This window comes from Actinoplanes sp. NPDC048988 (assembly GCF_043197815.1).
Lineage (GTDB): Bacteria > Actinomycetota > Actinomycetes > Mycobacteriales > Micromonosporaceae > Actinoplanes.
In genome coordinates this window covers 128,147-152,736 of the sequence record NZ_JBICTW010000014.1, presented here as the reverse complement: position 1 = coordinate 152,736, position 24,590 = coordinate 128,147, and the positions used below count along the sequence as shown (strand labels likewise).

Below are 24,590 nucleotides of genomic sequence, written 5' to 3'. Positions count from 1 at the left end.
ACTCGATACAGCTCAGCGGTGATGGATGGCAACGAATTGCGAAGCGAACCCAAGGGCGGAAGACAGTCATGCGGAAGCGTCTCCTGATACCGGCCACGGCGGCGCTGGGAGTGATCCTCGTGGTGGTCGCCGCGGTGGCGGTGAACCGCCGCGCGGACAGCGACGTACCGACGGCCGCGCCGCAGCCGACCGCGACCGCCGACTATCCCATCATCTGGCCGCAGGCCCTGGTGGGCGGGACGACCGGATCGGGACCGGCGGCCGGCGATCCGGTACCGACGGCCGAGAAGTTCCTCGGCGAACTCGGCGTCCCCACGTCCGGCCTGACCTTCTCGGCCGAGCCGGACGACGGGGGCGGCGCGCGGCTGGTCAAGGTCACGGCCCGGAACGGCAGCGTGCTCGGCACGATGAACCTGCGCCGGGGCGCCGGGGCGTGGGGCGTGCAGGCGATGCAGTCGCCACGTACCACCGTGCGCAACCCCGAGCCGAACGGTGCGGTCAACCCGCCGCTGTCGGTCAACTTCCGGACCGACAGCGACGGAACGGCGCGGGTACGCCTGCTGGACGCCCGCAACTCCAAAGAACTGACCAGATGGTCGGAGAACATCGACCCGAACCAGGACTGGCAGGCGAACGCCAACTTCACGAGGGAGCCGAACCCGTTCCCCGGATATCTGGTGCTGACCGTGCAGGACGGCGGCGGACGATTCAGCAGTGTCGTCGTGATGCCGCTGACCATCGGGGCAGCCTGACGGTCCAGGGCAGGAAGCGCGGCCCGCGTCGCCGGTGGGGCGGGCTGTCCGCTATCCCCGCACGGCCGTCGCGTAGGCGGCCGAGCCGATCAGTTCGAGCGACACCTGCAGCCGCTCCAGGCTGATGTTCTTGGCGATGGTGTCCTCGGGGCTGTGGTACGGCGGCTCCAGCAGCGCCGGCGACTCCTCGCCGCGCCACGAGAAGTTCGCCGCCGCGATGCCGACCTCCTGGAACGACTGGTGGTCGCTGGAACCGCGCAAGGTCACCGGCGAGATGCGCGGGGCGTACCCGAGACGTTCGGCCGCGGCCGCCACCTCGTCGGTCGCCCGGTTGGCCAGGCCGGTGTACGACAGCAGCCAGTACCGCGTCGCCGGATCCCAGCTCGTGGCCACCATGTCGTTCTGGAACACCGCCAGGATCCGGTCCCGCTCGGCCTGCGGCAGCTGCGCCACGTAGTACCGCGACCCGATCAGGCCCTGCTCCTCCGAACCCCACAACGCGAAACGCAGGCGCGCCTTCGTCGGCAGGTTCCGCAACACCCGGGCCAATTCCAGATTGAGTACGGTGCCCGAGCCGTCGTCGTTCGCGCCGGGCGCGCCGATGACGGTGTCGTAGTGCGCGCTCACCATGACGACCGGCTCGGTGCCGGTCGGCCGGCGGCGCGGGGCGTCCGCGATGACGTTGTGCGACGTCAGGTTGCGGTGCGCGCGCGTGGTGACGGTCAGGATCAGCCGGCGCTGGGCCAGCAGCTCCCGCAGCCGGTGCTTCTGGGCCTGGGCGACGCCGACGACCGGGATGGCGACGGCGGTGGCCAGGACCGGGCTGAACGCCGACGCGCGGCGCGGCTCGACCAGGTCGACCGGCAGGAAGACGACGGCGGCGGCGCCCTTCTCGACGGCGGTGGCCACCTGGGCGTCGCGGGACGCGGCCACGTAGTCGATCAGCACGATCTTGCCGGTGACGTCGGTGGTGTAGTTCTCCGGGGCGCCCGCGGCCACGTCGACCACCGAGGCACGCACCCGGGTGTCGAGACCACCCAGCGCCGACGCGCCGGCCTGCCAGTTCAGGTCGCGGGGCAGCCCGCTCGGCGAGTCGAGCTGGGCCAGGAACTTATCGGCGACCGGGAACGGCTGCAACGCGACGTCGTACCCCAATCGGTCCAGGGTCTTGGCGATGTAATCGGCGGCGATCTTCTCGGAGCGGGTGCCGCCGATGCGCGGGCCCAGGTCGACCGAGAGAACCTTGAGATGCCGCAGGGCACGCTCGGCCGACACCCGCCGGGCGACCTGGGTGTCGTGGCCGGTGAGCGCGGGCGGCCGCACGGCTCCGGGCCGCTGATCGGTGACGGCCCAGGCGGGGGCCGGCAGGGCCACGGTGGCCGCGCCGCCGAGCGCGACGGTCAGCATCCGGCGGCGGGTAACCGAGTTGTCCATGGGTCTCCTCCTCGTGGGGACGAGGACGGCGGCCTCGTGGGCCATCGTTCCCCGTTGCCGAAGAACCTAGGGGCAATATCAGCGATCTTCAATAGCTGCCGAAACCCTCAAGTAGCCCGCCCACTGCCGATTAACCCGGCAGGGAGGGCCGATGGACGACGTCACACGAGAGGCCATGCGCCTGCTCGAGGAGGCGCAGGCGGGCGGCACGCACGAGGCACTCGAGCGCGCCGAAACGCTGCTGCGCCAGGTCGGTGACCGCGCCTGCCTGCATTTCGTGCGCGCCGTCGCGTACGACGTGCTGGGCGATCCGGCCTCCTCCGAACAGGCCCTCGACGACATGCTGGCCGCCGCCGAACGGGAGAACAGCCCCGGCTGGCAGGCCTGCGCGCTGGGCACCCGCGCCTCCCAGCGGGCCCGCCTCGGCGAGACCCACGCCGTCGAATACGACCTCGACAGCGTCATGCGCGACCTGGTGCAGGCCGAGACGTACGCCGTCATCGAGACCGAGGCGGTGGCGGCCGTCCACGCCCAGGTCGCCATCGCCTTCGGCCTGATGGAACTGCGCCTGTACGAGCTGGTCGGGCCGCACTACGAGGCGGCCTACGAGATCTGCGCCCACGACGCCACACAGAGCGGCAAACGCGCCATGTGGCTGATCAACCTGGCCGAGCTCCACCTGCACTGGGCCCTCGAGCTCTACCAGGTCGGGCAGGTCAAGCAGGCCGAGGATCACACGGCACAGGCCGAGGTGTACGCCGTCCGGGCGGCCGCCGAGGTCAGCGGGCCGGCCGCCGACGTGTGGCGCAACTACGCCCTGCTCGCCGCCGCCTGCGCCAAAGCCGACCGGCACGACCCGGAGACCGCGGCGGTGGAGATCGCGCATCATCAGAGCCGGCTTCAGTCGTACGGGATGAGCGCCCTGGTAGTCGCCTTCTGCGAGCCCTTCCACGCGGTGGCGCTGCGCCGCACCGGCCGCCTCGACGAGGCCCTGGAACTGATCGGGCGGGCGGTCCGGGCGCTGCCCGGCGACGCCGGCGTGCTGATCACCTCGGCCACCCACCACACCCACGCCCTGCTGCTGACCGCGCACGGCTCGGCCGACGCCAAGGCGGCCCTCGCCTACGGCGCGACCCTGGCCGCCGCCCTGTGGCAGCAGCGGCAGCGCACCCTGCACTCGTTCACCACGATGAAGTCGCTCGACCAGCTGCGCCGCCGTCACGAGCAGGCGGCCCGCGCGGCCGACGTGGACGCGCTGACCGGCATCGCCAACCGGCGCGCCTTCGACGAGGCGGTCCGCCGCACCCAGGACGGCGACGTGGCGGTGCTGGTCATCGACACCGACAAGTTCAAACAGATCAACGACACGGCCGGGCACGAAGCGGGCGACGCGGCCCTGCGGGCAATTGCCATGACATTGACCGCAAACGTCCGCGACCAGGACTTCGTGGCCCGCCTCGGCGGCGACGAGTTCGCGGTCCTGCTCCCCGGCCTGGACACGGCGACGGCCTACGAAATGGGCCGCAGAATGGTCGACGCGGTACGGGCCCTACCGGATTGCCCGGCCACCCTGAGCATCGGCGTGGCGGGCGGCCCGGCCGGCGATCTGCAGCAGATCGTACGCCGGGCCGACGCGGCCATGTACCGGGCGAAAAGGCGCGGCGGGGACGACGTGGAAGAATGCGAGAACTTCGCCGAACAACGACCGGCGGCCTGACCGGATACCCGTGAAATCGGCGCCATAACCCATCAATCTTGCCCCAGGAACAACTTACGCCTAATCCGTTCGAGCACCGTATTCGAATGCGGCGGATATGTTGAGCTGACCGGGTCGTGACAAAGACCCGGGAGGAAAAAGAAATGCGTAAGACAAGCCGTCGCATGGCCCTGGCCGGCATGGGCCTGTTCACCGGTGCGGCCATGGCCCTGGCACCCGCGCAGGGCGCCCTCGCCAACGTCCCCGACGACCCGGCGGCATCAGCGGCCGGGGAGTACGCCCCGCCCCCCGAACACAGGTCCGGCATCTCCGGCATCGTGATCGCCATCTTCAACCTCGACGGCCTGCCCGGCCTCGACAGCCTCACCAGCTGGCCCATGCCGATGGGCGGCGCGGGCGTCCCGTGGACGGGCCAGCAGGCCGGCCAGCCCGGCGGCCCCACCACCACAACCGACCAGACCACCGCACCCACAACCACCGACCAGACCACCACCACTACCGGCACCGGCACCGGCACCACTACCGGCACCGGCACCGGCACCACTACCGGCACCGGCACCACTACCGGGACCGGGACCGGGACCGGCACCGGGACCGGCGCTACCGGCACGAGCACTGCCGCCACGGGCACGGGCGCTACCGGCGCCGGCACCACGGGTACCGCGACCACCGGCAGCGGGACCGGTACCACTGCGAGCGGCACCACCACCGGCACCACGGCTGGCACTGCGACGACCGGCGCCACCACGGGCGGTACCACCGCTGGTACCACGACCACCGGCACCACAACGACCGGCGCCACCGCGGGCGGCACCACCAGTGACGCCACCACTGGCACCGCCACCACTGGCACCGGCACCACCACCGGCGGCGCGACGACGAGCGCCACCACCGACACCGCGACGGGCGACGCCACCAACACCACGACCGGCGACGCGACCGCGGGCGTCACAACAGGCGACGCTACAACCGGCGCCACTGCCGGCGACACCACCGCCGACACCGGCACGGCCGCCGACACCACGACCGCCGGCGACACGACTGCCACCGATACCACCGCAGGTGAAGCCACCGCCGACACCACGACCGGTGACGAGGCCACCCCGGCCGACGCGACCGCCGGCGACTTCACCGTGGGCGACTCGACCGTTGACACCACCGCCGACACCAGCGCCGCCGGCGACGCGACCGTTGACACCACCGCCGGCGACGTGACCGCGGGTGACGCCACCGACACCGGCGCCGAGACCACCACCGGGACCGGCGAGACCGTCTGACCCGCCGCGCGATCAACCCGCTGCCCGCGCCGGGCAGCGGGTCGTCGCCGGTCCGGGGCGGCTTGCCCGAGCCACCCATCATGGAGCAATGACGGATCTTGGAAGCCTCGCTCAGCAGACCGCCGACGACCTGGTCCGTACCCGCGCCGGCGCCGTCGTCGCCGTCCTGTCCGGCGACCGCAGCGAGATCCGTGCCGCCGGCCGGGTGGTCCCCGGCGACGTCTTCGAGATCGGCTCGGTCACCAAGGTCTTCACCGCCCTCGCCCTGGCCCGCCTGACCGTCGCCGGCCTCGTCCGTCTGGACGAGCCCCTGGCCCAGCTGCTCCCGCCCGGCGCCACCGTCCCCTCCCGCGACGGCGCCGAGATCACCCTCCGGCATCTGGCCACCCACACCGCCGGCCTCCCCCGCCTGCCCACCGGCATGCTCAAGCGGCTGCTGCTGCACCCCAACGACCCCGACCCGTACGCCGATTGCACCACCGACATGCTTCTGGCCGCCCTGGCCCGCACCCGCCTGTCCGCCCCGCCCGGCAAACGCTTCCGTTACTCGAACTTCGGCGCCGGCCTCCTCGGCCTGGCCCTGGCCCGCCGCGCCGGCCTCCCGTACGCCGATCTGATCGTCCGCGAGACCGGCCTCCCCCGGCCCGACCCGTCCCGCCTCGTCCAGGGCCACACCCGCCGCGGCCGCCAGACCCCGCCCTGGCACCTGGCCGACCTGGCCGGCGCCGGCGCCCTGCACTCCACCGCCGCCGACCTGCTGGCCTTCGTGCGCCGCCAACTGGACAGCCCGGACGACCCCGCGATCCACCTGACCCGTTCGGTCCAGCACCGGACCAGCCCCGTCACCTGGGTCCACCTCGGCTGGATGGGCCGCCGGTTCCAGGAAACCACCCAGCTCTGGCACAACGGCGGCACCTCGGGCTTCACCTCGTTCGTCGGCTTCGACCCCGACCACCGCACCGCCGTGGTTCTGCTCAGCAACTCCCAGCGGCTCATGGACAAGGAGGCCGGCGACCTCCTGCGTACCCTCACGCCCTGATCGTCACCGCAGCGGCCGGAAGGCGGCGCGCAGCTGCTCCGCGAACAGTTCCGGCTCCTCCCAGGCCGCGAAGTGGCCGCCACGCGCGGCTTCGCCGAAGTAGTCGAGCGTGGGGTACGACTGTTCGGCCCAGCTGCGCGGCGTCCGCCAGATCTCGCCGGGGAAGGCGCTGAAGCCGACCGGAACCCGCGGATCCGGCAGCGGCGCGCGGCCGGCGGCGGGGGCGTCCGGCCCGTACGCCTCCCAGTACGAGCGGGCCGCGGAGGTGCCGGTCCCGGTCAGCCAGTACGCCGTGATGTTGTCGAGAATGTGGTCGCGGGTGAGGTTGCCCGAGACCTCGCCGCCGGTGAACGCGCGAGCGATCTTGTAGTACGCGTCGGTGTCGTGGTCGATCATCCAGGCGGCCAGCGCCACCGGGGAGTCCTGCAGCGCGTACCCGATGGTCTGTGGCCGGGTCGCCATCTCCACGAAGTAGCCGTTGCCGCTGCTCTGGAAGGTCTTGATGGCGGCCAGCGCGGCCCGTTCCGCGTCCGTGCCGTTCGGCAGCGACGCCGGATCGTTGAGCGCCGGCACGAGCAGGTTGGTGTGGATGCCGGCCAGGCCGTCCGGCCCGAGCCGGCCCAGCGCGTCGGTGACACCGGCCCCCACGTCGCCGCCCTGAGCCACGTACCGGTCGTAGCCGAGCCGGCGCATGAGTTCCGTCCAGGCCCGCGCCGTCCGTACCAGGTCCCATCCCTGTTCGGCCGGTTCACCCGAGAAGCCGTACCCGGGAAGCGACGGAAGCACGAGGTGGAACGCGTCCGCGGCGGTGCCGCCGTGCGCGGTGGGATCGGTGAGCGGGCCGACCGAGTCGAGCATCTCGATCACGGAGCCCGGCCACCCATGCGTCATGATCAGCGGCAACGCGCCCGGGTGGGCCGACCGGACGTGCACGAAGTGGATGTCCACCCCGTCGATCTCGGTGACGAACTGTGGAAGCGCGTTGAGCCGGGCCTCGACCCGCCCCGTGTCGTACTCGGTGGCCCAGTACTCCCGCAACGCCCGCACCACCGCCAGCTGCACCCCCTGGGACCGGTCCCCCACGATCTCCCGGGTCGGCCAGCGGGTCGCCGCCAGCCGCCGCCGCAGATCGTCGAGCGCGTCCTTGGGAATCTGAACGGTGAACGGCCGGACCGCTTGCTGATCGAGTGTCGTCATGCCTTCGAGCCTCATCCGGCTCGGCGTCGCACACACCGGTGAATCCCCCTGGTCGCCCGGTGGCCAGGGGAGCCCCGGCACGTCTCGTAAAGCGTCCTAGGAACCTAGCTTTCCGCCTCTCCAGGGCGACGGCGGGACTTTCCAGCGCGACGGCGGGACTTTCCAGCGCGACGGCGGGATCGAGCTGTGACGCCGATCTCAGTAGAGTCGGGTCATGACCATCGATGACCGGCTGACCACGCTCGACGCGCTCTGGTCGGTGTGGGCGGCGACCGGGCGCGGCCTGGACGACACGGACTGGGACCGCCCGACCCGCCTCGACGACTGGACGGTGCGCCACCTGTGGGCGCACGCGGCGCAGTGGCCCTTCGGCTTCGCCGTGCTGGTGGAGCAGTGGGTCACCGACGCCGCGCCCACCCACGCCTCGGCCGCGGCCCTGATGGCCGAGTTCAACGCCCCGGACGGCGTCGCCACCACGACGCGCTCCCAGGTGGCGACGGCCGGCCGCGAGGACTCGGCCAAGTACACCGTCGAGCAGATGGTGTCCCAGTTCGCCTCGACCGGCCCCACCGCCATCGAGGCCGCCCGCAAGCTGGGCCCGGTCCGCGTGAACTACTTCGGCCGGGCCGTCCTGCCCCTCGAGGAAGTGGTCAGCATCGGCGTCCTCGAGACCACGGTCCACCTGCTCGACGTGCAGCGCGCCCTCGGCCTCGAGCCCGACGTCCCACCGGAGAGCCTGCGGCACACGGCCGCCGTCCTGGCCCAGATCGCCCCGCCGGTCGACTTCATCGAGGCCACCACCGGCCGCGCCTCCACCGACCTGTTCCCCGTCCTGTCCTGACCCATGGCCGGCGGGTCCCCACTCACGCTGAGGGGGCCTCCAGGTCTTCCATCGGTACGATCCCACGACGGTGACCGAGCTCGGCGGGGTTATCCTCGGCCCCGGCCCCTCCCCCGAGGCGGCGGTACCGGGCTGGACCGACCCGGGAAAGCCGGCCGCCCAGATCCTGCGCGGCTGCCTGGACCGGATGGCCGGCCGAATGCCTGAAATGGGCGTCCGCTCGGGGTGACGGTCAGCCGCAGTGGCCGAAGTCGCTCTCGTAGTTGAAGTCGTCGATCGAGCCGCCCCACTTGATGCAGGTCTTGTCGGCCGACGCCTTGACCGGGCCGGCGAAGAAGTCGACCTCGCCGCCCTGGGTGTCGCGCTTCTTGTCCTTGACCTCGAGGAAGGCCGAGGCGTCGGCCTTCTCGTTCAGGTCGGTGCTGCGGAGCGTGACCACGCAGTTCTGCTTGTTGTCGCCCGAGAGGAGCAGGTAGACGCGGCCCACGGTGCCGGCGTCGCCCTTGAGGGTGGCCGTCTCGACGATCCGGTAGTCGCTGCCGCAGACCTGAGTCGCCGTGTACGGGTTGGTGACGTCGCCGGCCGGCGACTCCTCGTCCTCGGCCGGCTGGGAGGGCTCCTCGACCGGCTCGGTCTCGGGGTCGGTCGGCTTGGGGCTCTTCGTCTTCGCCGGCCTGGGCGACTTGGTCTTGCTCGGCTCCTCGGCCGGGGCCGGGGTGGCGCCCACGCCGGGGTCGACGGCGCCGTTGGCCACCGGGTTGTCGACGGGGTCGTTGCCCGAGCCGCTCGTGACGATGGCGAAGGTCACCGCGACCACGCCCAGAACGACGGCCGCGATGGCCAGGGCGATCACCGTGCCGCGCTTCTTGCCCTTCGAAGAGTCACCGGACGACGAGGAGCCACCCTCGTAGCCGCCCGTGACGACCGCGGCGGGCGGGCGGTTGCCGTAGCCGCCGCTCGATCCGGCGCCGCGACCCGGCGGGGACACGGACGCGGCACCGGCCGCGAAGCCGCCCGAGGACGGAACGGAGGCACTGCCCGAGGGGTAGGAGCCGCTACCGGACGGGTAGGAGGCGGTGCCACCCGGATAGCGGGCGGTGCCGCCCGGGTGACCCGGCGGCGGAACCGCGGCCGCGCCGGCACGGCCGGTCGGCCCCCCGGGGTAGGCGCCGCTCTGCGCCCGCCCCGGCGGGTAGGCCCCGGTTGCCGGGTTCCGGCCGGCGGGCGGGAAGGAGCCGGAGGCCGCGGCGCGACCCGAAGGGGGGAAGGCGCCGGAGTTCGCCGGCGGCTGCCCGCCGGGGCGCTGGTAGGGAGCGGTGGGCCCGGCCGGCCCGGCGCCGGGGCGGCCGGCGCCGCGGGCGGCCTGGGCCAGGGCGGCCGCGCTCGGGAACCGGTGCTGCGGGTTCTTGGCCAGGGCCCGGTTCACCAGGGCGGCCACCGCCGGCGGCACGTCCGGCGGGAGGGGCGGCAGTTCCCCGTACACCAGCTGGGCCAGAACTTGAAGGGGGTTCTCCCCGACGTACGGCGGACGGCCGGTCAGGCAGCAGTACGCGACCGCGCCCAGCGCGTACACGTCGGTCAGCCCCGACACCGGGTGGCCCTCGGCCTGCTCCGGCGCCATGTAGTTGGCCGAGCCCAGCACCACGTTCGTGCTGGTGATGCCGGTGACCTGGGTCGAGCGGGCCACGCCGAAGTCGACCAGCACCAGGGCGCCGTTGGGGCGGACCAGCAGGTTGGCCGGCTTCACGTCGCGGTGCACGATGCCCGCGTCGTGCGCCACCTGCAGCGCGTCGGCGACCTGGGCCACTATGCGCATCGTCTCGGCCGGGCTGAGCCGGCCCGCCTGCTGGATCTGCTTCGACAGCGGGGTGCCCTCGATGAACTCCATGACCATGTAGTCCATGCGGCCGCCCCCGACCGCCGCGTTCTCGCCGTAGTCGTAGACCTGGACGATGCCGGGGTGGCGCAGGGCGGCCATCATGCGGGCCTCGGAGCGGAACCGGGTGAGGAACTCGGGGTCGGCCATGAGGTTGGGCAGCACGACCTTGACCGCGATGGCACGGTGGAGCATGCGGTCGGTCCCGCGCCAGACCTCACCCATGCCACCGGCCGCGATGCGTTGAGTCAATTCGTAGCGCTCGCTGAGCAACGTCCCCGGGGAAAGCACCGGATCATGTTACTCAGACCGGCTGGGTGACCTCCGCGGGCCGATCGTCGAGCATCGTGGCCTCGTCGAACGGGTCCTGCCCGGCCAGCACGGCCGCCGTCTTCTCCCGGTCGATCTCGCCGGTCCAGGTGCCGATGAGCACGGTCGCCACCGCGTTTCCGGCGAAATTGGTCAGCGCCCGCGCCTCGGACATGAACCGGTCGATGCCGACGATGAGGCCGACCCCGTCGACCAGGTCGGGCCGGTGGCTCTGCAGGCCGCCGGCCAGCGTGGCCAACCCGGCCCCGGTGACGCCGGCCGCGCCCTTGGACGCGATGATCATGAAGACCAGCAGGGAGATCTGCTCGCCGATCGACAGCGGGTCGCCCATCGCCTCGGCGATGAACAGCGACGCCATCGTCAGGTAGATGGCCGTGCCGTCGAGGTTGAACGAGTACCCGGTCGGCACCGTGATGCCGACGACCGGCTTGCTGACGCCCAGATGCTCCATCTTGGCGATGAGCCGGGGCAGCGCCGACTCCGACGACGACGTCGACAGGATCAGCAGGAACTCGCGGCCCAGGTACTTGAGCAGCGCGAAGATGTTGACCCGGGCGAACGTCCACAGGATCAGCGCGAGCACCACGAAGACGAAGATGGCGCAGGTGACGTAGAAGCCGAGCATGATCTGGGCCAGGCTCTTGAGCGCGTCCACGCCGGTCGCGCCGACCACCGCCGCCATCGCGCCGAAGGCGCCGATCGGGGCCAGCCACATGATCATGGCGAGGATCTTGAAGACGAGCCGCTGGATCACCTCGACGGCCCGCAGGACCGGCTCGCCGCGGGTGCCCAGGGCCTGCACGGCGAAGCCGACCAGCAGCGCCACCAGCAGCGTCTGCAGCACCTCGCCGTCGGTCAGGGCGGACAGCAGGCTGGTCGGGATGATCCCGAGAACGAAGTCGTCCAGACCTTCCTTGGGCGCGTCACCGGCCGCCTTCTGGCCCGCCTCGGCGATCGACGGGTCCAGGTGCAGCCCGGCCCCGGGGTGGATGATGTTGCCGACGACCAGGCCGATGGCGAGGGCGACGGTCGACATGAGAAGGAAGTAGCCGAGCGCCAGCCCACCGACCCGGCCCACCTTGGCCGCCTGCCGGATCGAGCCCACGCCCAGCACGATGGTGCAGAAGATGACCGGCGCGATCATCATCTTGATCAGGTTGACGAAGGCGGTGCCGACCGGCTTCAGCTCCACGGCGAAGTCCGGGACGGCCAGGCCGACGGCGATGCCGGCCACGACGGCGGCGATCACCGCCAGATACAAATAGTGGGTACGGTCCCTCGGGGTCTTCATGACGGAGAATGTGGCCCGCGTCTCATCCCGGGGGCATCATTGCGTTCATTCTGTTTTCCGGCGCGTTTCGGTGACGATACGAGCTGGAGCATCGCGCGGCAGCTGTTCGTGCTTCAGGCGCTGGTCGTGGCAGCCCTGGTCGCCATCGGCACGGCCGGGACCGTCCTCATCGTCCTCGACGACGCCGAGCGGGCCGCGATCGACGACGTCGTGGACATCGCCGAGACCGTGGCCCGGTCCCCCATGGTCGTCGACGCGGTGCGGCGCCCGTCACCGTCGACGGTGCTGCAGCCGTACGCCGAAAGCGTCCGGGTCGCCACCGGCACCGACTTCATCGTGGTCATGGCCACCGACCGCACCCGCTACACCCATCGCACGCCCAGCCTGATCGGGCAGCCGTTCATCGGGACGATCGACAAGGCGCTGGCCGGCGGCACGGTCGTCGAGAAGAGCGTGGGCACGCTGGGCGAGTCGGTCCGGACCGTCGTGCCGGTGCGCGATGAGCAAAACCGGGTGATCGCTCTCGTTTCCGTCGGCATCACCACCGACGCCATCAATCACCGGCTTATCGGGCGTACGCCGGCCGTCGCCATCCCGACCGCACTGGCGCTGCTGCTCGCGGCGGCGGGAAGCTGGCTGCTCAGCCGCCGCCTCCGGCGCCAGACCCACGGGCTCGGCCCGGCCGAGATGACCCGGATGTACGAGTACCACGACGCTGTGCTCCACTCCGTACGCGAAGGGCTCGTGGTGGCCGACCGCGACGGGCACATCACGCTGATCAACGACGAGGGGCGGCGGTTGCTGGGCGACGACCTTCCCGCACCGGTACGCGATCTGATCGCGGCCCGGGCCGCGGTGGCCGACGAGCCGGTCCTCGCCGGCGATCGCGTCCTCGTGGCCAACCAGCGAGTGATCCATTCGGAGGGGCAGACCATCGGCACCGTACTGACTCTGCGTGACCACACGGAGCTGCGGGCTTTGACCGGAGAGCTTGATTCCGTACGCGGCCTGACCGATGCCCTGCGGGCCCAGGCGCACGAGGCCGCGAACCGCCTGCACACGGTGCTGACCCTGGTCGAGCTCGGCCGCACCCGGGAGGCGGTCGACCTGGCCACCGCCGAGCTGGCCGTGGCCCAGCAGCTGACCGACCGGGTGGTGGGCGCCCTCGACGAGCCGGCCCTGGCCGCCCTGCTGCTCGGCAAGTCGGCCCAGGCCGGCGAACGCGGCGTGGAACTGATCGTCGACGAGGCCTCCCGGATGGCCGGCACTCCCCTGCCGAGCCGCGACCTGCTCACGGTGGTGGGCAACCTGGTCGACAACGCGCTGGAGGCCGTGGCCGGCACGCCACCGCCGCGGAAGGTGACGGTCCTGGTGCTCTTCTCGGACGGCGTCGTCCTGGTCCGGGTCACCGACACCGGCCCCGGCGTCCCCGCGGGCGCGTTCCGCAAGGGCTGGTCGACGAAGGCCCCGGGCCGGGGCATCGGCCTGTCCCTGGTACGCCAGGTCACCGACCGCCACGGCGGCACCATCGAGGTGGCCGGTTCGGCGGTCACCGTGCGCCTTCCGGTGCCGCCTCATGACTGACATTCGCGTTCTCGTGGTGGAGGACGAGCCGCTGCTGGCGGAGGCCCACGCCGCGTACACGGAAAGAGTCGAGGGTTTCGCCGTCTCCGGCGTGGCCCACACCGGCCAGCAGGCGCTGGCGGCGCTGCGCTCCACCCCGATCGACCTGATCCTGCTCGACCTGCATCTGCCCGACATGTTCGGCCTCGACCTGTGCCGCTCCTTGCGCGGCGCCGGCCTCACCACCGACGTCCTGGTCGTGACCTCCGCCCGCGACCTGGCCGTGGTCCGCTCCGCGGTCTCCCTGGGCGTCACCCACTACCTGCTGAAGCCGTTCACCTACGCCGCTTTCCGGGAGAAGCTTCTCGGGTACGCCCGTTACCGAGCACAGGTGCAGGGCACAGCCCCCGTGGCCGCCCAACACGAGATCGACCGCGCCCTGGCCTCCCTCCGGGGCACGTCCCCGGTAACCCTCCCCAAGGGACTCGACCAGGGCACCCTGGACCTCGTCCTCGGCGTCCTGCGAGCCGGCGACGACACCACAGGCCTGTCCGCCACGGAGGTGGCCGCCCGCATGGGCGCCTCCCGGGTGACCGCCCGCCGCTACCTCGAACACCTGGCCGACACAGGCCAGGTGACCCGGACCCCGCGCTACGGCGGCCCCGGCCGGCCGGAGGTGGAGTACCGCCAGATCTGAGCCCCTTCTCGACCCTTCAGGTCATTCCCGCTGTCTCGGCACGAAGCTGAACAGCTGAGCCTGAGCGGTGAGCCGCCCGGGCGGCGGTGCGGTCGCGAGCCGGTGCAGGCCGACCCGGAACCGGGCATCGACCGGCCGGGTGAACGCGATCTCCTGGAACCCGTGGGCTTCGAGATCGGCCCGGACGCTCTCGCTCGGGTCCGCGTCCTGGCCGCCCCGGCCGCGCGTCCAGATCACGATGCCGTCCTCGGCCAGCAGCGCGGGCAGCGCCGCGATGGTCCGGCGCACATCGCCGTCACTGATGTTCCCGAACACTCCGCAAGCCATCACGATGTGTGCCGGTGCCGCATCGAGAAACGTGCCGGCGGAACCGGAGTCACCCGTTCGTACATCGACGCCCGGCAACCCCAGCCGGGTGGCCGTCGCGCGCGCCCTCGCCGCCAGCTCAGGGTCGAGCTCCGTCAACACGGCGTGCACCGCGCGTCCTCGATCGTGCCGAGCGAGAATCGGCAACACGTCTCGCCCGTCGCCGGCGCACAGGCTGATCAGCCGGCGGCGGCCGTCCGCCTCGGCGGGCGCCTCGGACAACGCACGCGTGAGATAGTCCCGAACGACCGTCAACCGTCGCGACAGCGACGAGTCCGGGTCGTCGTACTCGTCATGCCAGGCCAGCCAGTCAGTGGTCATCGGGACATGATGGCCCCCCGGCGCCGCCGGCCTTCGCATGCTGCTTCAGGCAGCCCGGGTGGTCGACGCCGGCGGTCCTAGGGGAGCGCGCCGATGTGGGCGAGGAGGGTGCGGACGCCGCCGGCCGGTGGGACTCGAGAGCCCGACCAGATGGCGCGCAGCGGACGGTGCAGGTCGAGGCCGGCGACGGGGACGGGGCGGAGGCGGCCGGCGCGGAGGTCGTCGGCGACGGCGAGACGGCTCAGGGCGGCTGGGCCGGCGCCGGCCAGGACGGCGGCGCGTACCGCGGCGGAGGTGGAGAGTTCCAGGGCTGGGTGGGCCGGCGTGTAGTCCCCGCCCAGGACTTCGCGCAGGGCGGCGGCGAGGAAGTCGCGGGTGCCGGAGCCGGCCTCGCGGGTGACCAGGGGCGTCTCCCCCAGTTCGGCGGCGTCGACACCGTCGGGGCGGCGGGCCCACCGGTGTGCCGGGGGGACGACCAGGACCAGGTCGTCGTGGGCGACCACGCGGCTGCGCAGGCCGCGCGGGGCCGTCGGTCCTTCGACGAAGCCCAGGTCGGCGGCGCCGGAGCGGACCTGCTCGATGACGGTGTCGCTGTTGGTGGCGGTGAGCACCACCTGCACCGGGGGCTCGCCGCGCCGTTCGGCGTCGGCCTGGAGGCTGACCAGCCAGCTCGGCAGCAGCTGCTCGGCCACGGTGAGGCTGGCGCTGACCCGGATGCGGCTGCGGCTGTCGTCCCGCAGCGACGCCAGCCCGGTGTCGACCTCGTGGGCGAGGGTGAGCAGCCGGTCGGCCCACTGCGCGACCACCGCCCCGGCCGGGGTCAGCTCGGCCCCGCGCGTGGTGCGGTGGGCGAGCCGGATGCCGGTCTGCGACTCCAGCGCCGCCAGCCGCGCCGAAGCCGCCTGCTGGGACACGCCGGTCTCCCGGGCGGCCGCGCTCAGACTGCCGGTCCGGGCGACAGCGAGGAAGAGTTCGAGAGCTGCCAGGTCGGGCATGCGCGCGCTGAGGGCCACAATGAGACATGGTAGCGGGGTACAACCCCAGGTTGTGAGACCACAAGATCAGGCCACCTACCGGCTGGTCCGGGCCGGCGTGATCGTGGACTCATGACTACAGCACCTTTGGTTGCCAGGCGGGCGGATGACGCCCCCAGGACGGTACCCGGCCGGCCTTTCGGGGCGCTGGTGGCGACTTTCGGGCCGAACTGGTTCGCGTCGGTCATGGGCACGGGCATCGTGGCGACCGCGGCGGTGTCGCTGCCGGTGCGCCTGCCCGGCCTGCGACCGCTCGCGGTGGGCGGGTGGGTGCTCGCGGTCGTCCTGCTGGTCGCCGTGACGGCGGCAACGGCCCGGCATTGGCGGCGGTACCCCGCCGTCGCCCGTCGCCACCACCTCGACCCGGTCATGGCGCACTTCTACGGCGCGCCGCCGATGGCGCTCATGACCGTGGGCGCCGCAACCCTGCTGGCCGGGCGGGACGTCATCGGCGAGACGGCCGCGCTCGCCGCGGACTGGGTGCTCTGGACGGCGGGCACCATCGGCGGCCTGATCACCGCGGTCGCCGTGCCGTACCTCCAGTTCACCCGCCACACCGGCGAGCGCGAGCCGTTCGGCGGCTGGCTCATGCCCGTGGTGCCGCCGATGGTCTCGGCGGCGACGGGCGCGCTGCTCATCCCGTACGCCCCGGCCGGCCAGCCCCGACTCACCCTGCTGGTCGCCTGCTACGCGATGTTCGGCGTCAGCCTGATCGCCTCGTTCGCCGTGATCCCGCAGATCTGGCAGCGCCTGGCCACCCGCGATGTCGGCCCCGCCCGCATGGTGCCGACCCTGTGGATCGTCCTCGGCCCCCTCGGCCAGTCGATCACCGCCCTCAACCTGCTCGGCGGCGTCGCCCACCTGGCCCTCCCCCACGAGTACGCCGACACGCTGCGCGTCCTGGGCGTCGTCTACGGCGTACCCGTGTGGGGCTTCACCCTGCTCTGGATGGCCTTGGCCACGGCCATCACCGTCCGCACGGCCCGCGCCCACCTGCCGTTCAGCCTGACCTGGTGGTCGTTCACATTCCCCGTCGGCACCTGCGTGACCGGCACGTCGGCCTTGGCCACGCACACCGGCTCGGACATGCTCGCCGGAGCCGCCGCGCTGCTCTACGCGGGCTTGCTGGCCGCCTGGACAGTGGTAGCCCTCCGTACCACCCGAGGCGCCCTCCGCGGAACCCTGTCCCTCCCCGCAGCACCGCAACGCTGAGACAGCTCCGGCGCACACCACAAGACGCCGCACCGCATCCGCCATGGACGCCCGCACCCCAGCTCCACACCCGCCGCACCGCCAAGACGCCCCAGACACACGCCGAGGGCCTGGCGCAAGCCGCCTCAGGCACAAGCCCGCAACGCTGAGGCGAGCCGCCCCAGAGCGTTGACGCACAGCCCCGGGCCACGCGGGAACAGTCCGCCGCGCAGCGATAGGCCAGGACGCCGCGCCGAGCAGAAGCACAGCGCGGCGCGGCGCGGCGCGGAGACACGGCGCCACGCAGAAACACAGCGCGGGGCGGCGTGAAGGCACAACAGCGCGGCGCGGAAGCACAGCGCGGCGCGGCGCGGCGTGAAAACTCAGCATGGCGCGAAGACTCAGCACGGCGCAGAAGCTCGGCACCGCGCAGAAGCTCAGCACCGCGCAGAAGCTCAGCGCGACGCGACGCGACGCGACGCGACGCGACGCGGGAGCACGACGCGACGCGGCAGCACGGCGCGGCGCGGCTCGGAGATGCGGCTCGGCGCGGAGATGCGGTGAGGGCTGCGGTCAACGTTCGCCGATAAGCGCCTCCACCGCGGTCGAGGACTCCGGGAACAGGGCGAGCAAGGCCGGGGTGGGCGGCGCGGAAGCCGACCACTCGCCCGCGCAGCCGAGCAGTTCGGCGACCGCGTCGGCCGTGGCGGGGTGGGACGCCAGCAGCGCCGCGGCCGGGCCCGCGCCGGGGCGGTTGGCCGCCCGTGCCGACGGCGGCGGCCGGTCCCAGGGTGGGGTCCAGGCGTCGAGGGCTTCCAGCGTGGCCGGGAACGTGCGGCCCGCCTCGCGGGTCAGGACCGGTACCAGCTCGGCCGCCTGGTCGCGCAGCGTGGTGATCAGGGTGGGCAGCCAGGGCAGCAGCACCGGGTCGGGCAGGCGGCCGAAGGCCTTGGACAGCGTCTCGACCACGAACGGGGCCAGGCGCGGCACCGGCTCCAGCGCCTGCACGAAACCGCTCACGTACTGCGGGACCGACGGCACCACCAGCGGATTGTCCAGCAGTTCCTCGACCCGCGAGCGCAGCTCGGGCAGCGGCAGGGCGCCGAGCTGGTGGCGGGCCGACCAGAGCAGGGCCAGTTTGGCCGGCGATTCCGGATGGGACTGGCGGACCGCCAGTTCGAGCTGGGCCCGGTCGCAGCCGAGCGACAGGGCCAGGCTCTCCATGCTGAACAGGAAGCCGAGCATCGCTCCGACCTGGCGCACCCCGGTCTCGTCGTCGACGAACGCGGTCGGCAGCAGGGTGCAGTAGTGCGCGTACCCCTGGGTGACGAACCGCTCGCACCAGGCCGGCAGCGCCGGGGCGGTGCTCCGGTAGTGGCCGAGCAGCCGCCGGACGCGGCGCAGGACGACCGGCGCCTCGTCGACCGTGCGCTCGCCCTTGAGCAGTTCGACCGCGCGGGCGCCCAGCTCGTCGGTGAGCCGGGGGCTGGCCAGGAACAGCAGCGAGTCCTCGACCGCCTTGAGCGCGACCGCCGCCGTGGCCGAGGAGTCCCAGGCGGCGCGGCGCAGCCGCTGTTCCAGCACCTGTTCGACGGTGACACCCTCGTACCCCAGCTCGATGATCGTCCGCTGGTGGCGGCCGAGGTCGAGGTCCCAGCTTTCCTGGAAGTGTTTCTCGCCCAGGCGGCGTGATCCCATGATGGGGCGGACCGCGTGGTCGGGCAGCAGGTAGCGCAACATCCACAGCAGCTGGGAGCAGGCCGCCAGTTCGGGCCGGGCGGTCAGGTCGAGCAGCGCCCGCTGGATCGTGCGCTGTTCGAGGTTGAGTTCGAGCGGGGCCAGCCGGTCGAACACGTCGCGGGCCAGCGGGGGCAGCGCGTCGTAGCCGACCTGGCCGATCCGGTCGCCGCCGAGCAGGATCTCGCACAGCCGCCGCACGTCGCGCCGCCCCGGCACGACGTCTTTCTCGATGCAGGTCACGGCGGCGTCGGCGAAGTCGTACGGGGTGGGCCGGGCCCGCCCGCGCATCCCGGCGAGCAGGACCGACGTCTCGAAGACGGCGATCGCGTCGGCCGTGCTGGCCAGGTATCCGTTGCGGCGGGCCAGCCGGACGATGTCGACGCACCAGCCGCGCAACTCGGCCTCGTCGAGCCCGTCGAGCGTGGGTGGCCCGGAGAGGTACCCGGTGAGCTGGTCGGCCGGCGGCGGGTCGGCCTGCGGCGGCGGCAGCGCCTTGCGGACCTTCTTGTTGCGGCCGCCTTTCTGCCCGTCGAGCTCGAACGGCGTGAGCCGGGACCTGGTCAGCCCTTTCTGCCAGGTGGCGGCCGCGATCGAGACCGAGCCGGGCGCGAGGCCGAACTGCGCCTCGATCGCCGAGTGGCTGGACGGGATGAGGCCGTAGAGCCAAGTCGTGCCGGTCCGCGGGCTGATCGCGAAGTCCGGGGTGCCGGGAGCCGAGCCGACCTCGGGGAGACGGCTCGCCGCGTGGAACGCCCCGCACACGTAGAGGCAGTCGGCCGGGTCGGTCCCGGTGGCGGCCAGGTGTTCGCGGATGCGCGTCCACATGTAGCGCTCGCGGTCCTCGTCGCTGCGCCAGCGGGCGCCGTCGTGCGGGGCCAGCCGCCGGAACAGACTGCCGATGAGGACCATGACCTGGCGGTACGTGTCGTGGTCGGCGCCGGCCAGCGGCTGTTCCACGTACTGGTCCCACCACTCCGACCAGTGCCGGACCCGGCCGTGGTGCAGCAGGTGCTCCTCCAGCTCGGCGAAGCGCGGCCGCAGGTCGCCGATCTCGACGCCGACCGCGTCGCCGTGCAGGTCCTCCTCGGCCGGCCCGGGCGGGGCCGGCTCGTCGCGCGGCGCCCACTGGAAGACGTGGTCGGTGGAGCGGTCGACCAGCACGAGCTGCACGCCGGGGGTCTCCAGGGCGTACGAGATGGCCTGGTATTCCGCCGAGCTCTCGGTGATCGGGGCGATGACGCTGAGCGGCGCCGACTCGACCGGGAAGCCCTCGAGCTCCGACGCGAACGCCTGCAGCGCCACCGGGAGCCGGCAGTTGCGCAGCTCGGTCAGGATCGGCGCCATGTCCTCGCACAATTCCAGGTAGATCACCCGGGGTTGTTTCTCCCGGAGCCGGCGCACCATGGCCAGCGCCGAGGCCGGCGAGTGGTGGCAGACCGGGAAGATCTCCAACGGCTCGCGCAGGGCGTGTTCGACGTCGTCGACCATGCCGGTGAGGATGTCGGGCAGGGCGGCCGGCCCGCCGGCCAGCGCCTCGGCCGCGCCCAGCAGCTGCGCCCGCAGCGGGTCGAAGGGCCCGCTCATGACAGGGTCGCGATCGCCTGGCGCCCGCCCTCGAGGAACCCGGTCCACTCGCCGCCGTCCTCCTTGCTGCGGGGCTCGATCACGCCGTGCCAGTACTTGTTCAGGATCGCCAGGTCTTCGGGGCTGCGCCGGGCCAGCGAGCCGACCAGCGATCCGGCCAGCGTCTCGGCGGTCAGCGTGGCGGCGCCGAAGAAGTTGCTGTGCAGGATCGCGTCCTCCAGCACGCCGATCTGCTCGGCGGTGGACAGCGCCGACTCCAGCTTCTCGTCGTCGCTGCCGGCCGAGCTCGCGGCCGCGCGCAGGTCGGCGAAGCTCTGCAGGAGCACGTCGAGCAGGGTGGGCGGCACCTCGAGCTCGATGTTGTGGCGGCGCAGCAACTCCTCCGTACGGAATCGGACGATCTCGGCTTCGCTCTTCTTGTTCGTCACCACGGGGATCCGGACGAAGTTGAAGCGGCGCTTGAGGGCCGAGGACAGGTCGTTGACGCCCCGGTCGCGGCTGTTGGCGGTGGCGATGATCGAGAAGCCGGGCCGGGCGAAGACGATGTTGTCCTCGTCGAGCTCGGGGATCGACACGTACTTCTCGGACAGGATCGAGATCAGCGCGTCCTGCACGTCGCTGGTCGAGCGGGTCAGCTCCTCGAAGCGGCCGATGACGCCACCCTCCATCGCCGTCATGATCGGCGACGGGATCATCGAGGCCCGGGACTGGCCCTTGGCGATGACCATCGAGACGTTCCACGAGTATTTGATGTGGTCTTCGGTGGTGCCGGCGGTGCCCTGCACGACGAGCGTGGAGTTGCGGCTGATCGCGGCCGCCAGCAGCTCGGCCAGCCAGCTCTTGCCGGTGCCGGGATCGCCGATGAGCAGCAGTCCGCGGTCGGAGGCGAGGGTGACGATGGAGCGCTCGACGAAGCTGCGGTCGCCGTACCATTTCTGGCCGATCTCGCGGTCGAGGCCGTCGGCGCGCTCGGAGCCGAGGATGAACAGGCGCACCATCTTGGGGCTCAGGCGCCAGGAGAAGGGTTTCGGCCCGTCGTCGATCGACTCGAGCCAGTCCAGCTCGTCGGCGTACTTGATCTCGGCCGGGGGCCGCAGCATCTCGCTCATCAGAAGTCTCCCTATGCCACGAAGTTCTTGAGCTCGACGACGAGCTTCTGGATTTTTCCGGAGATCACGGGGGTGCCGAGATCTTTGAAGCGCTGGCGGAACCACGGGTTCACGCTCTGGGTGCCGGAGCTGTTCACCGAGCCGACCGGGATGAAGCGCACCCCGGAGCGGTGCACCGCCTCGATGCCGTCGAACAGCGGCTGGGAGCGGTCGAACTCGTAGAAGTCGGAGATCCACACCAGCACCGTGTTGCGCGGATCGGCGATCTTGGGGCGGGCCATGGCCATCGCGACCGGCCCGTCGTTGCCGCCGCCGAGCTTGGTGCGCAGCAGCACCTCGAACGGGTCGTGCACCCACGGGGTCAGGTCGAGCGCCCGCGTGTCGTACGCGATCAGGTGCACGTCGACCTTGGGCAGGCCCGCGAAGATCGAGGCCAGGATCGTGCAGTTGACCATCGAGTCGACCATCGATCCGGACTGGTCGACCACCACGATCATGCGGGCCGGGGTGACCCGCTTGGCCGTCTGGCGGTAGAAGAGCCGGTCGACGTACAGCCGCTCGTCCTCGGGGTTGTAGTTGGGCAGGTTCTTCCAGATCGTGCGGTCGAGGTCGAGGTTGCGGAACACGCGTTTCGGCGGCACCGAGCGGTCGATCGTGCCCGCGCTGGCCTGCGCGACCTGGGTACGCAGGACCGCCGCCACCTCGTCGACGAACTGCCGGATCAGCCGCTTGGCGTTGGCCAGGGCGACGCCGTCCAGGTTGTTCTTGTCGCGCAGCAGCTGATCGATCAGGGACATGCTGGGCGTGAGCTTCGCGGCCAGGCGCGGGTCGGCCAGCACCTCGCGCAGCCGCATCCGCTTGATCAGGTCACCCTCGATGCCGGCCAGTACCTTGCCCTCGGCCCGGCCGCGCGACTGCCCCGGCTCGTGCCCGAGCGCCCGCTCGAACCAGCCGGCGTCGGCCTGCCAGCGCGCGAGCCGGCCGGCGCTGACGTCGCCCGTGCCGGTGTCGAAGACGTTGAGCAGCAGCTTGGACGCGAGCGCGGCCCGGCGCACCTCGCCCGTCCGATCGCCGTCCGGATCACTCATCAGGCCGTCGAGCTCGGCGGCCAGGTGGGGGTGGCGCTGCACCAGGTTGTCGATCGAGGTGCCCGGGTCGAGCAGCGCCGGCGGCAGACCGGCGTCGTCGACGATGGCGACGCTGGCCGACTCGAGCGCGGCCTGCTCCTCGGGGTCGAACAGGCGGGCCAGCAACCGCCAGTAGAGGACCTCGCGCCGGTTGTCCGCCGTCATTTGCGCAGCAGCCTTCCCGCTCGTTCCCGCAGCACCTCGACGGCGCCACCGGCGGCCGCCTCGGCCTTGGCCGCCTTGGCGTCGGTGGGACCGAGCGCCCAGTCGCCGCTGTGCGCCACGACCGGTTTCTTGCGCACCGTCGCCTGCACGGCGAGCGGCTGCACCACCCAGCGCACGCCGTCGAAGCGCAGCAGCCCCAGCACGGCGGAGGCCCCGGCGACCAGTTCCGGGGTGAGCGGCCCGGCCGCCGGCAGCCGGTCGGTGTCGGCCTCGAACTCGCCGCCCGCCAGCAGCACCGGCTCGGCGATCGCGGCCGGATGCCGGTCGAGCGGGGCCGTGGCCGACGCGACGGCGCCCGCCAGCAGGACCCGGGCCGTGGTGAACGGGTCGGCCGGCTCCCCCGGCGCCGCGCGGCTCTCGTCCCAGATCAGGTCGCCGCTCGCGGTGAGCGTCATCTGCGACACCTCGACGGAACGGTGCTCCGCGAGCGCGCCCAGCAGGATCGGGAAGGCGCCGAGCATCCGCCAGGCGGACGGGCCGCTGATCGTGTCGACCTTGGCCGCGGCCACGCTCGTGCGGACCAGGCGGACGCCGGCTCCGGTTTCCAGCAGGCCGTGCACCTGGCAGCGGAACACCGTCGGATGCTCGTGCAGGTCGGCGCCGAGGATCAGCAGCCGCCCACCGGCCGGGGCCGACGGCTCGGCCGGCAGGCCGTCCTGCGAGAGCACCAGCGCCCGGGTCCAGAGGTCGGCCCAGCGGCGGACCGGCACCCGCGGCAGCGTGGCCACCGGGGCGGCCGCCCGCAGCTCGGCCCCGAACCCGTCGAGCAGCACCGCCAGGCGGCGGCCGGACGGCTCGGCCAGCAACGCCCGCACCGTCGGGGCGCCGCCCGCGGCCAGCTCGTGGTCGACGCCACGCCAGCCCGCGATGGCCAGCTCGCGCAGCCAGGACCGGCTGCCCGCGACCGGATGGCCGGCCCCGGCCGGGCCGCCCGGGGCCGCCCAGGGCTCGCGGGCGCGGCCGCTCGCCGCGTCGAACCCGGCGACCAGCGCGTCGTGGGCGGCGCCGAGCAGCGCCACCCGGCAACCGGCGAGCGCGGCCAGATGGTCGTCGGTCACCGTACCGGCCACGATCTTGCCGATCGCGTCGGCGGCCCGGCCGGCCAGCGGTGACCCGTCGAAGGCGCCGGCCACGGCCTCGAGGGCGGCGGCCCGCTCGTCGTCAAGCCGGGCCAGCCCGTGCACGAGGGCGTCGTCAAGGCCGTCCACCAGGGAAAGGACCTCGTCGAGCCCGGCCGGGCGGGCCCGCAGCGCGTCGGACAGCATCAGCGCACCGCCGCACTGGCCGCCGGGAACCACTGGAGGTCGGGCAGCGGCTCGGTGGTCGGCGGCACCTCGAGGTAGGCCAGGTGGCGCAGGAAGCCGCTGAACACCTCGGCCGCACGCTGCGGCGCGGCCACCGGGCGCAGGGCGGGCCACAGGTCGGTCTCGCCGGACGGCGGCTCGACCTTGAGGTAGCGGGCCACGCGCTCCACCCCGTACTGCGCGACGGCGGCCTCGAGCAGCGCCTTCAGATGGTTGCAGGGGCGGGCGCCACCGCCGAGGCCCCCGCACGGACGGTTGTTGTTGGTGTTGCAGCTCAGCCCGTGCTCGGCCGCGGTGATCGACGAGACGTAGACCCTCTCGACGTCCGACCCGCTCGAGACCACACCCTGCAGCCGTCCCTCGGACAGCTCCACGAACGGCACCTTGGCCAGTTTGCGCGCCCGCACGGGCGCCATGACCGGGGCTGTGCTGCGCCGCTCGAACGCGGCGCCCTCGCTTGTCACAACCGATCCTCCTCACGAACAGGTGCGGTAGTTCTATCGGATGGGTCCGACAAAACCTCGCCACCAGGCTCAACTCGGCCGGCGAGCTGCCGATCTTCGCGGAACGGTCCC

The 24,590-nt window shown here is 72.4% G+C and carries 20 protein-coding genes; 9 read left to right on the top strand and 11 right to left on the bottom strand.

Features of this window, described 5'->3' with window-relative positions; translation table 11 throughout:
* Positions 1-68: 68 nt before the first annotated feature.
* Entirely contained in the window at positions 69-752 is a 684-nt protein-coding gene (locus ACGFJ7_RS34055; protein ID WP_392645870.1) for a hypothetical protein, read from the top strand.
* Positions 753-803: 51 nt separating this feature from the next.
* Here ACGFJ7_RS34055 and ACGFJ7_RS34050 read toward each other — a convergent pair whose 3' ends face one another.
* Positions 804-2,186, bottom strand: a complete 1,383-nt coding sequence (locus ACGFJ7_RS34050) for a M20/M25/M40 family metallo-hydrolase (RefSeq protein ID WP_392645868.1) — start codon at positions 2,184-2,186, stop codon at positions 804-806.
* Positions 2,187-2,337: 151 nt separating this feature from the next.
* On the opposite strand from ACGFJ7_RS34050, the gene ACGFJ7_RS34045 reads away from it, so the two are divergent.
* From ACGFJ7_RS34045 to ACGFJ7_RS34035, 3 genes are all read left to right on the top strand, one after another.
* On the top strand, positions 2,338-3,903 hold the full coding sequence (locus ACGFJ7_RS34045; RefSeq protein ID WP_360257559.1) for a diguanylate cyclase domain-containing protein: 1,566 nt from the start codon (positions 2,338-2,340) through the stop codon (positions 3,901-3,903).
* Positions 3,904-4,046: 143 nt separating this feature from the next.
* Positions 4,047-5,180, top strand: a complete 1,134-nt coding sequence (locus ACGFJ7_RS34040; RefSeq protein ID WP_392645866.1) for a hypothetical protein — start codon at positions 4,047-4,049, stop codon at positions 5,178-5,180.
* An 88-nt stretch (positions 5,181-5,268) separates the two neighbouring features.
* Complete coding sequence (locus ACGFJ7_RS34035; protein WP_392645864.1) at positions 5,269-6,219, top strand: serine hydrolase domain-containing protein; 951 nt, start codon at positions 5,269-5,271, stop codon at positions 6,217-6,219.
* A 3-nt stretch (positions 6,220-6,222) separates the two neighbouring features.
* Here the strand turns inward: ACGFJ7_RS34035 and ACGFJ7_RS34030 are convergent, their stop codons facing one another.
* A complete protein-coding gene (locus ACGFJ7_RS34030; protein ID WP_392645862.1) occupies positions 6,223-7,416 on the bottom strand; it encodes an epoxide hydrolase family protein in 1,194 nt (397 codons plus the stop codon).
* Positions 7,417-7,630: 214 nt separating this feature from the next.
* On the opposite strand from ACGFJ7_RS34030, the gene ACGFJ7_RS34025 reads away from it, so the two are divergent.
* Both ACGFJ7_RS34025 and ACGFJ7_RS34020 read left to right on the top strand, forming a co-directional pair.
* On the top strand, positions 7,631-8,257 hold the full coding sequence (locus tag ACGFJ7_RS34025; protein ID WP_360257568.1) for a maleylpyruvate isomerase family mycothiol-dependent enzyme: 627 nt from the start codon (positions 7,631-7,633) through the stop codon (positions 8,255-8,257).
* A 70-nt stretch (positions 8,258-8,327) separates the two neighbouring features.
* Complete coding sequence (locus ACGFJ7_RS34020; RefSeq protein ID WP_392645860.1) at positions 8,328-8,486, top strand: hypothetical protein; 159 nt, start codon at positions 8,328-8,330, stop codon at positions 8,484-8,486.
* A gap of 3 nt (positions 8,487-8,489) precedes the next feature.
* Here ACGFJ7_RS34020 and ACGFJ7_RS34015 read toward each other — a convergent pair whose 3' ends face one another.
* Positions 8,490-10,424, bottom strand: a complete 1,935-nt coding sequence (locus ACGFJ7_RS34015) for a protein kinase (protein WP_392645858.1) — start codon at positions 10,422-10,424, stop codon at positions 8,490-8,492.
* Between the two features lie 13 nt (positions 10,425-10,437).
* The gene (locus tag ACGFJ7_RS34010; protein ID WP_360257572.1) at positions 10,438-11,754 is read right to left on the bottom strand and encodes a cation:dicarboxylate symporter family transporter; all 1,317 of its coding nucleotides are present in this window, start codon (positions 11,752-11,754) and stop codon (positions 10,438-10,440) included.
* 108 nt (positions 11,755-11,862) lie between these two features.
* Here ACGFJ7_RS34010 and ACGFJ7_RS34005 point away from each other — a divergent pair, with 108 nt between their 5' ends.
* Complete coding sequence (locus ACGFJ7_RS34005) at positions 11,863-13,338, top strand: sensor histidine kinase (RefSeq protein WP_360257574.1); 1,476 nt, start codon at positions 11,863-11,865, stop codon at positions 13,336-13,338.
* Positions 13,331-14,014 carry a response regulator gene (locus tag ACGFJ7_RS34000; RefSeq protein WP_392645856.1) on the top strand — a complete coding sequence of 228 codons (684 nt, stop codon included), beginning with the start codon at positions 13,331-13,333 and terminating at the stop codon, positions 14,012-14,014. The genes ACGFJ7_RS34005 and ACGFJ7_RS34000 overlap by 8 nt, the downstream gene beginning before the upstream one ends.
* Before the next feature lie 21 nt (positions 14,015-14,035).
* Here ACGFJ7_RS34000 and ACGFJ7_RS33995 read toward each other — a convergent pair whose 3' ends face one another.
* Positions 14,036-14,701: a class I SAM-dependent methyltransferase gene (locus ACGFJ7_RS33995; protein ID WP_392645854.1), complete on the bottom strand. Its 666-nt coding sequence runs from the start codon at positions 14,699-14,701 to the stop codon at positions 14,036-14,038.
* Between the two features lie 77 nt (positions 14,702-14,778).
* On the bottom strand, positions 14,779-15,714 hold the full coding sequence (locus tag ACGFJ7_RS33990) for a LysR family transcriptional regulator (protein ID WP_392645853.1): 936 nt from the start codon (positions 15,712-15,714) through the stop codon (positions 14,779-14,781).
* 171 nt (positions 15,715-15,885) lie between these two features.
* Between ACGFJ7_RS33990 and ACGFJ7_RS33985 the strand changes: the two genes are divergently transcribed.
* Entirely contained in the window at positions 15,886-16,947 is a 1,062-nt protein-coding gene (locus tag ACGFJ7_RS33985) for a TDT family transporter (RefSeq protein ID WP_392645851.1), read from the top strand.
* Between the two features lie 552 nt (positions 16,948-17,499).
* Here ACGFJ7_RS33985 and ACGFJ7_RS33980 read toward each other — a convergent pair.
* Genes ACGFJ7_RS33980 through ACGFJ7_RS33960 form a run of 5 tightly spaced genes read right to left on the bottom strand, consistent with a single transcriptional unit; the run spans position 17,500 to position 24,431 of the window.
* Positions 17,500-20,250 carry a DUF5682 family protein gene (locus ACGFJ7_RS33980; RefSeq protein WP_392645849.1) on the bottom strand — a complete coding sequence of 917 codons (2,751 nt, stop codon included), beginning with the start codon at positions 20,248-20,250 and terminating at the stop codon, positions 17,500-17,502.
* Positions 20,247-21,359, bottom strand: coding sequence for an AAA family ATPase (locus ACGFJ7_RS33975; RefSeq protein ID WP_360257587.1), 1,113 nt, complete (start codon positions 21,357-21,359; stop codon positions 20,247-20,249). Before ACGFJ7_RS33975 ends, ACGFJ7_RS33980 begins: the two co-directional genes overlap by 4 nt.
* A gap of 11 nt (positions 21,360-21,370) precedes the next feature.
* Positions 21,371-22,651 carry a VWA domain-containing protein gene (locus ACGFJ7_RS33970; protein ID WP_392645847.1) on the bottom strand — a complete coding sequence of 427 codons (1,281 nt, stop codon included), beginning with the start codon at positions 22,649-22,651 and terminating at the stop codon, positions 21,371-21,373.
* Positions 22,648-23,976, bottom strand: coding sequence for a hypothetical protein (locus ACGFJ7_RS33965; protein WP_360257592.1), 1,329 nt, complete (start codon positions 23,974-23,976; stop codon positions 22,648-22,650). Before ACGFJ7_RS33965 ends, ACGFJ7_RS33970 begins: the two co-directional genes overlap by 4 nt.
* Entirely contained in the window at positions 23,976-24,431 is a 456-nt protein-coding gene (locus tag ACGFJ7_RS33960; RefSeq protein WP_360257663.1) for a hypothetical protein, read from the bottom strand. Before ACGFJ7_RS33960 ends, ACGFJ7_RS33965 begins: the two co-directional genes overlap by 1 nt.
* Between the last annotated feature and the right edge of the window lie 159 nt (positions 24,432-24,590).

What these genes read in the sequence shown, in the direction of transcription:
- ACGFJ7_RS34025 (WP_360257568.1), top strand. Translation starts at nt 7,631, where the DNA reads ATGACCATCGATGACCGGCTGACCACGCTCGACGCGCTCTGGTCGGTG.
- ACGFJ7_RS34045 (WP_360257559.1), top strand. Translation starts at nt 2,338, where the DNA reads ATGGACGACGTCACACGAGAGGCCATGCGCCTGCTCGAGGAGGCGCAG.
- ACGFJ7_RS33965 (WP_360257592.1), bottom strand. Translation starts at nt 23,976, where the DNA reads ATGCTGTCCGACGCGCTGCGGGCCCGCCCGGCCGGGCTCGACGAGGTC.
- ACGFJ7_RS34050 (WP_392645868.1), bottom strand. Translation starts at nt 2,186, where the DNA reads ATGGACAACTCGGTTACCCGCCGCCGGATGCTGACCGTCGCGCTCGGC.
- ACGFJ7_RS33995 (WP_392645854.1), bottom strand. Translation starts at nt 14,701, where the DNA reads ATGACCACTGACTGGCTGGCCTGGCATGACGAGTACGACGACCCGGAC.
- ACGFJ7_RS34035 (WP_392645864.1), top strand. Translation starts at nt 5,269, where the DNA reads ATGACGGATCTTGGAAGCCTCGCTCAGCAGACCGCCGACGACCTGGTC.
- ACGFJ7_RS34055 (WP_392645870.1), top strand. Translation starts at nt 69, where the DNA reads ATGCGGAAGCGTCTCCTGATACCGGCCACGGCGGCGCTGGGAGTGATC.
- ACGFJ7_RS34000 (WP_392645856.1), top strand. Translation starts at nt 13,331, where the DNA reads ATGACTGACATTCGCGTTCTCGTGGTGGAGGACGAGCCGCTGCTGGCG.
- ACGFJ7_RS33960 (WP_360257663.1), bottom strand. Translation starts at nt 24,431, where the DNA reads ATGGCGCCCGTGCGGGCGCGCAAACTGGCCAAGGTGCCGTTCGTGGAG.
- ACGFJ7_RS34010 (WP_360257572.1), bottom strand. Translation starts at nt 11,754, where the DNA reads ATGAAGACCCCGAGGGACCGTACCCACTATTTGTATCTGGCGGTGATC.
- ACGFJ7_RS34030 (WP_392645862.1), bottom strand. Translation starts at nt 7,416, where the DNA reads ATGACGACACTCGATCAGCAAGCGGTCCGGCCGTTCACCGTTCAGATT.
- ACGFJ7_RS34040 (WP_392645866.1), top strand. Translation starts at nt 4,047, where the DNA reads ATGCGTAAGACAAGCCGTCGCATGGCCCTGGCCGGCATGGGCCTGTTC.
- ACGFJ7_RS33975 (WP_360257587.1), bottom strand. Translation starts at nt 21,359, where the DNA reads ATGAGCGAGATGCTGCGGCCCCCGGCCGAGATCAAGTACGCCGACGAG.
- ACGFJ7_RS33970 (WP_392645847.1), bottom strand. Translation starts at nt 22,651, where the DNA reads ATGACGGCGGACAACCGGCGCGAGGTCCTCTACTGGCGGTTGCTGGCC.
- ACGFJ7_RS33980 (WP_392645849.1), bottom strand. Translation starts at nt 20,250, where the DNA reads ATGAGCGGGCCCTTCGACCCGCTGCGGGCGCAGCTGCTGGGCGCGGCC.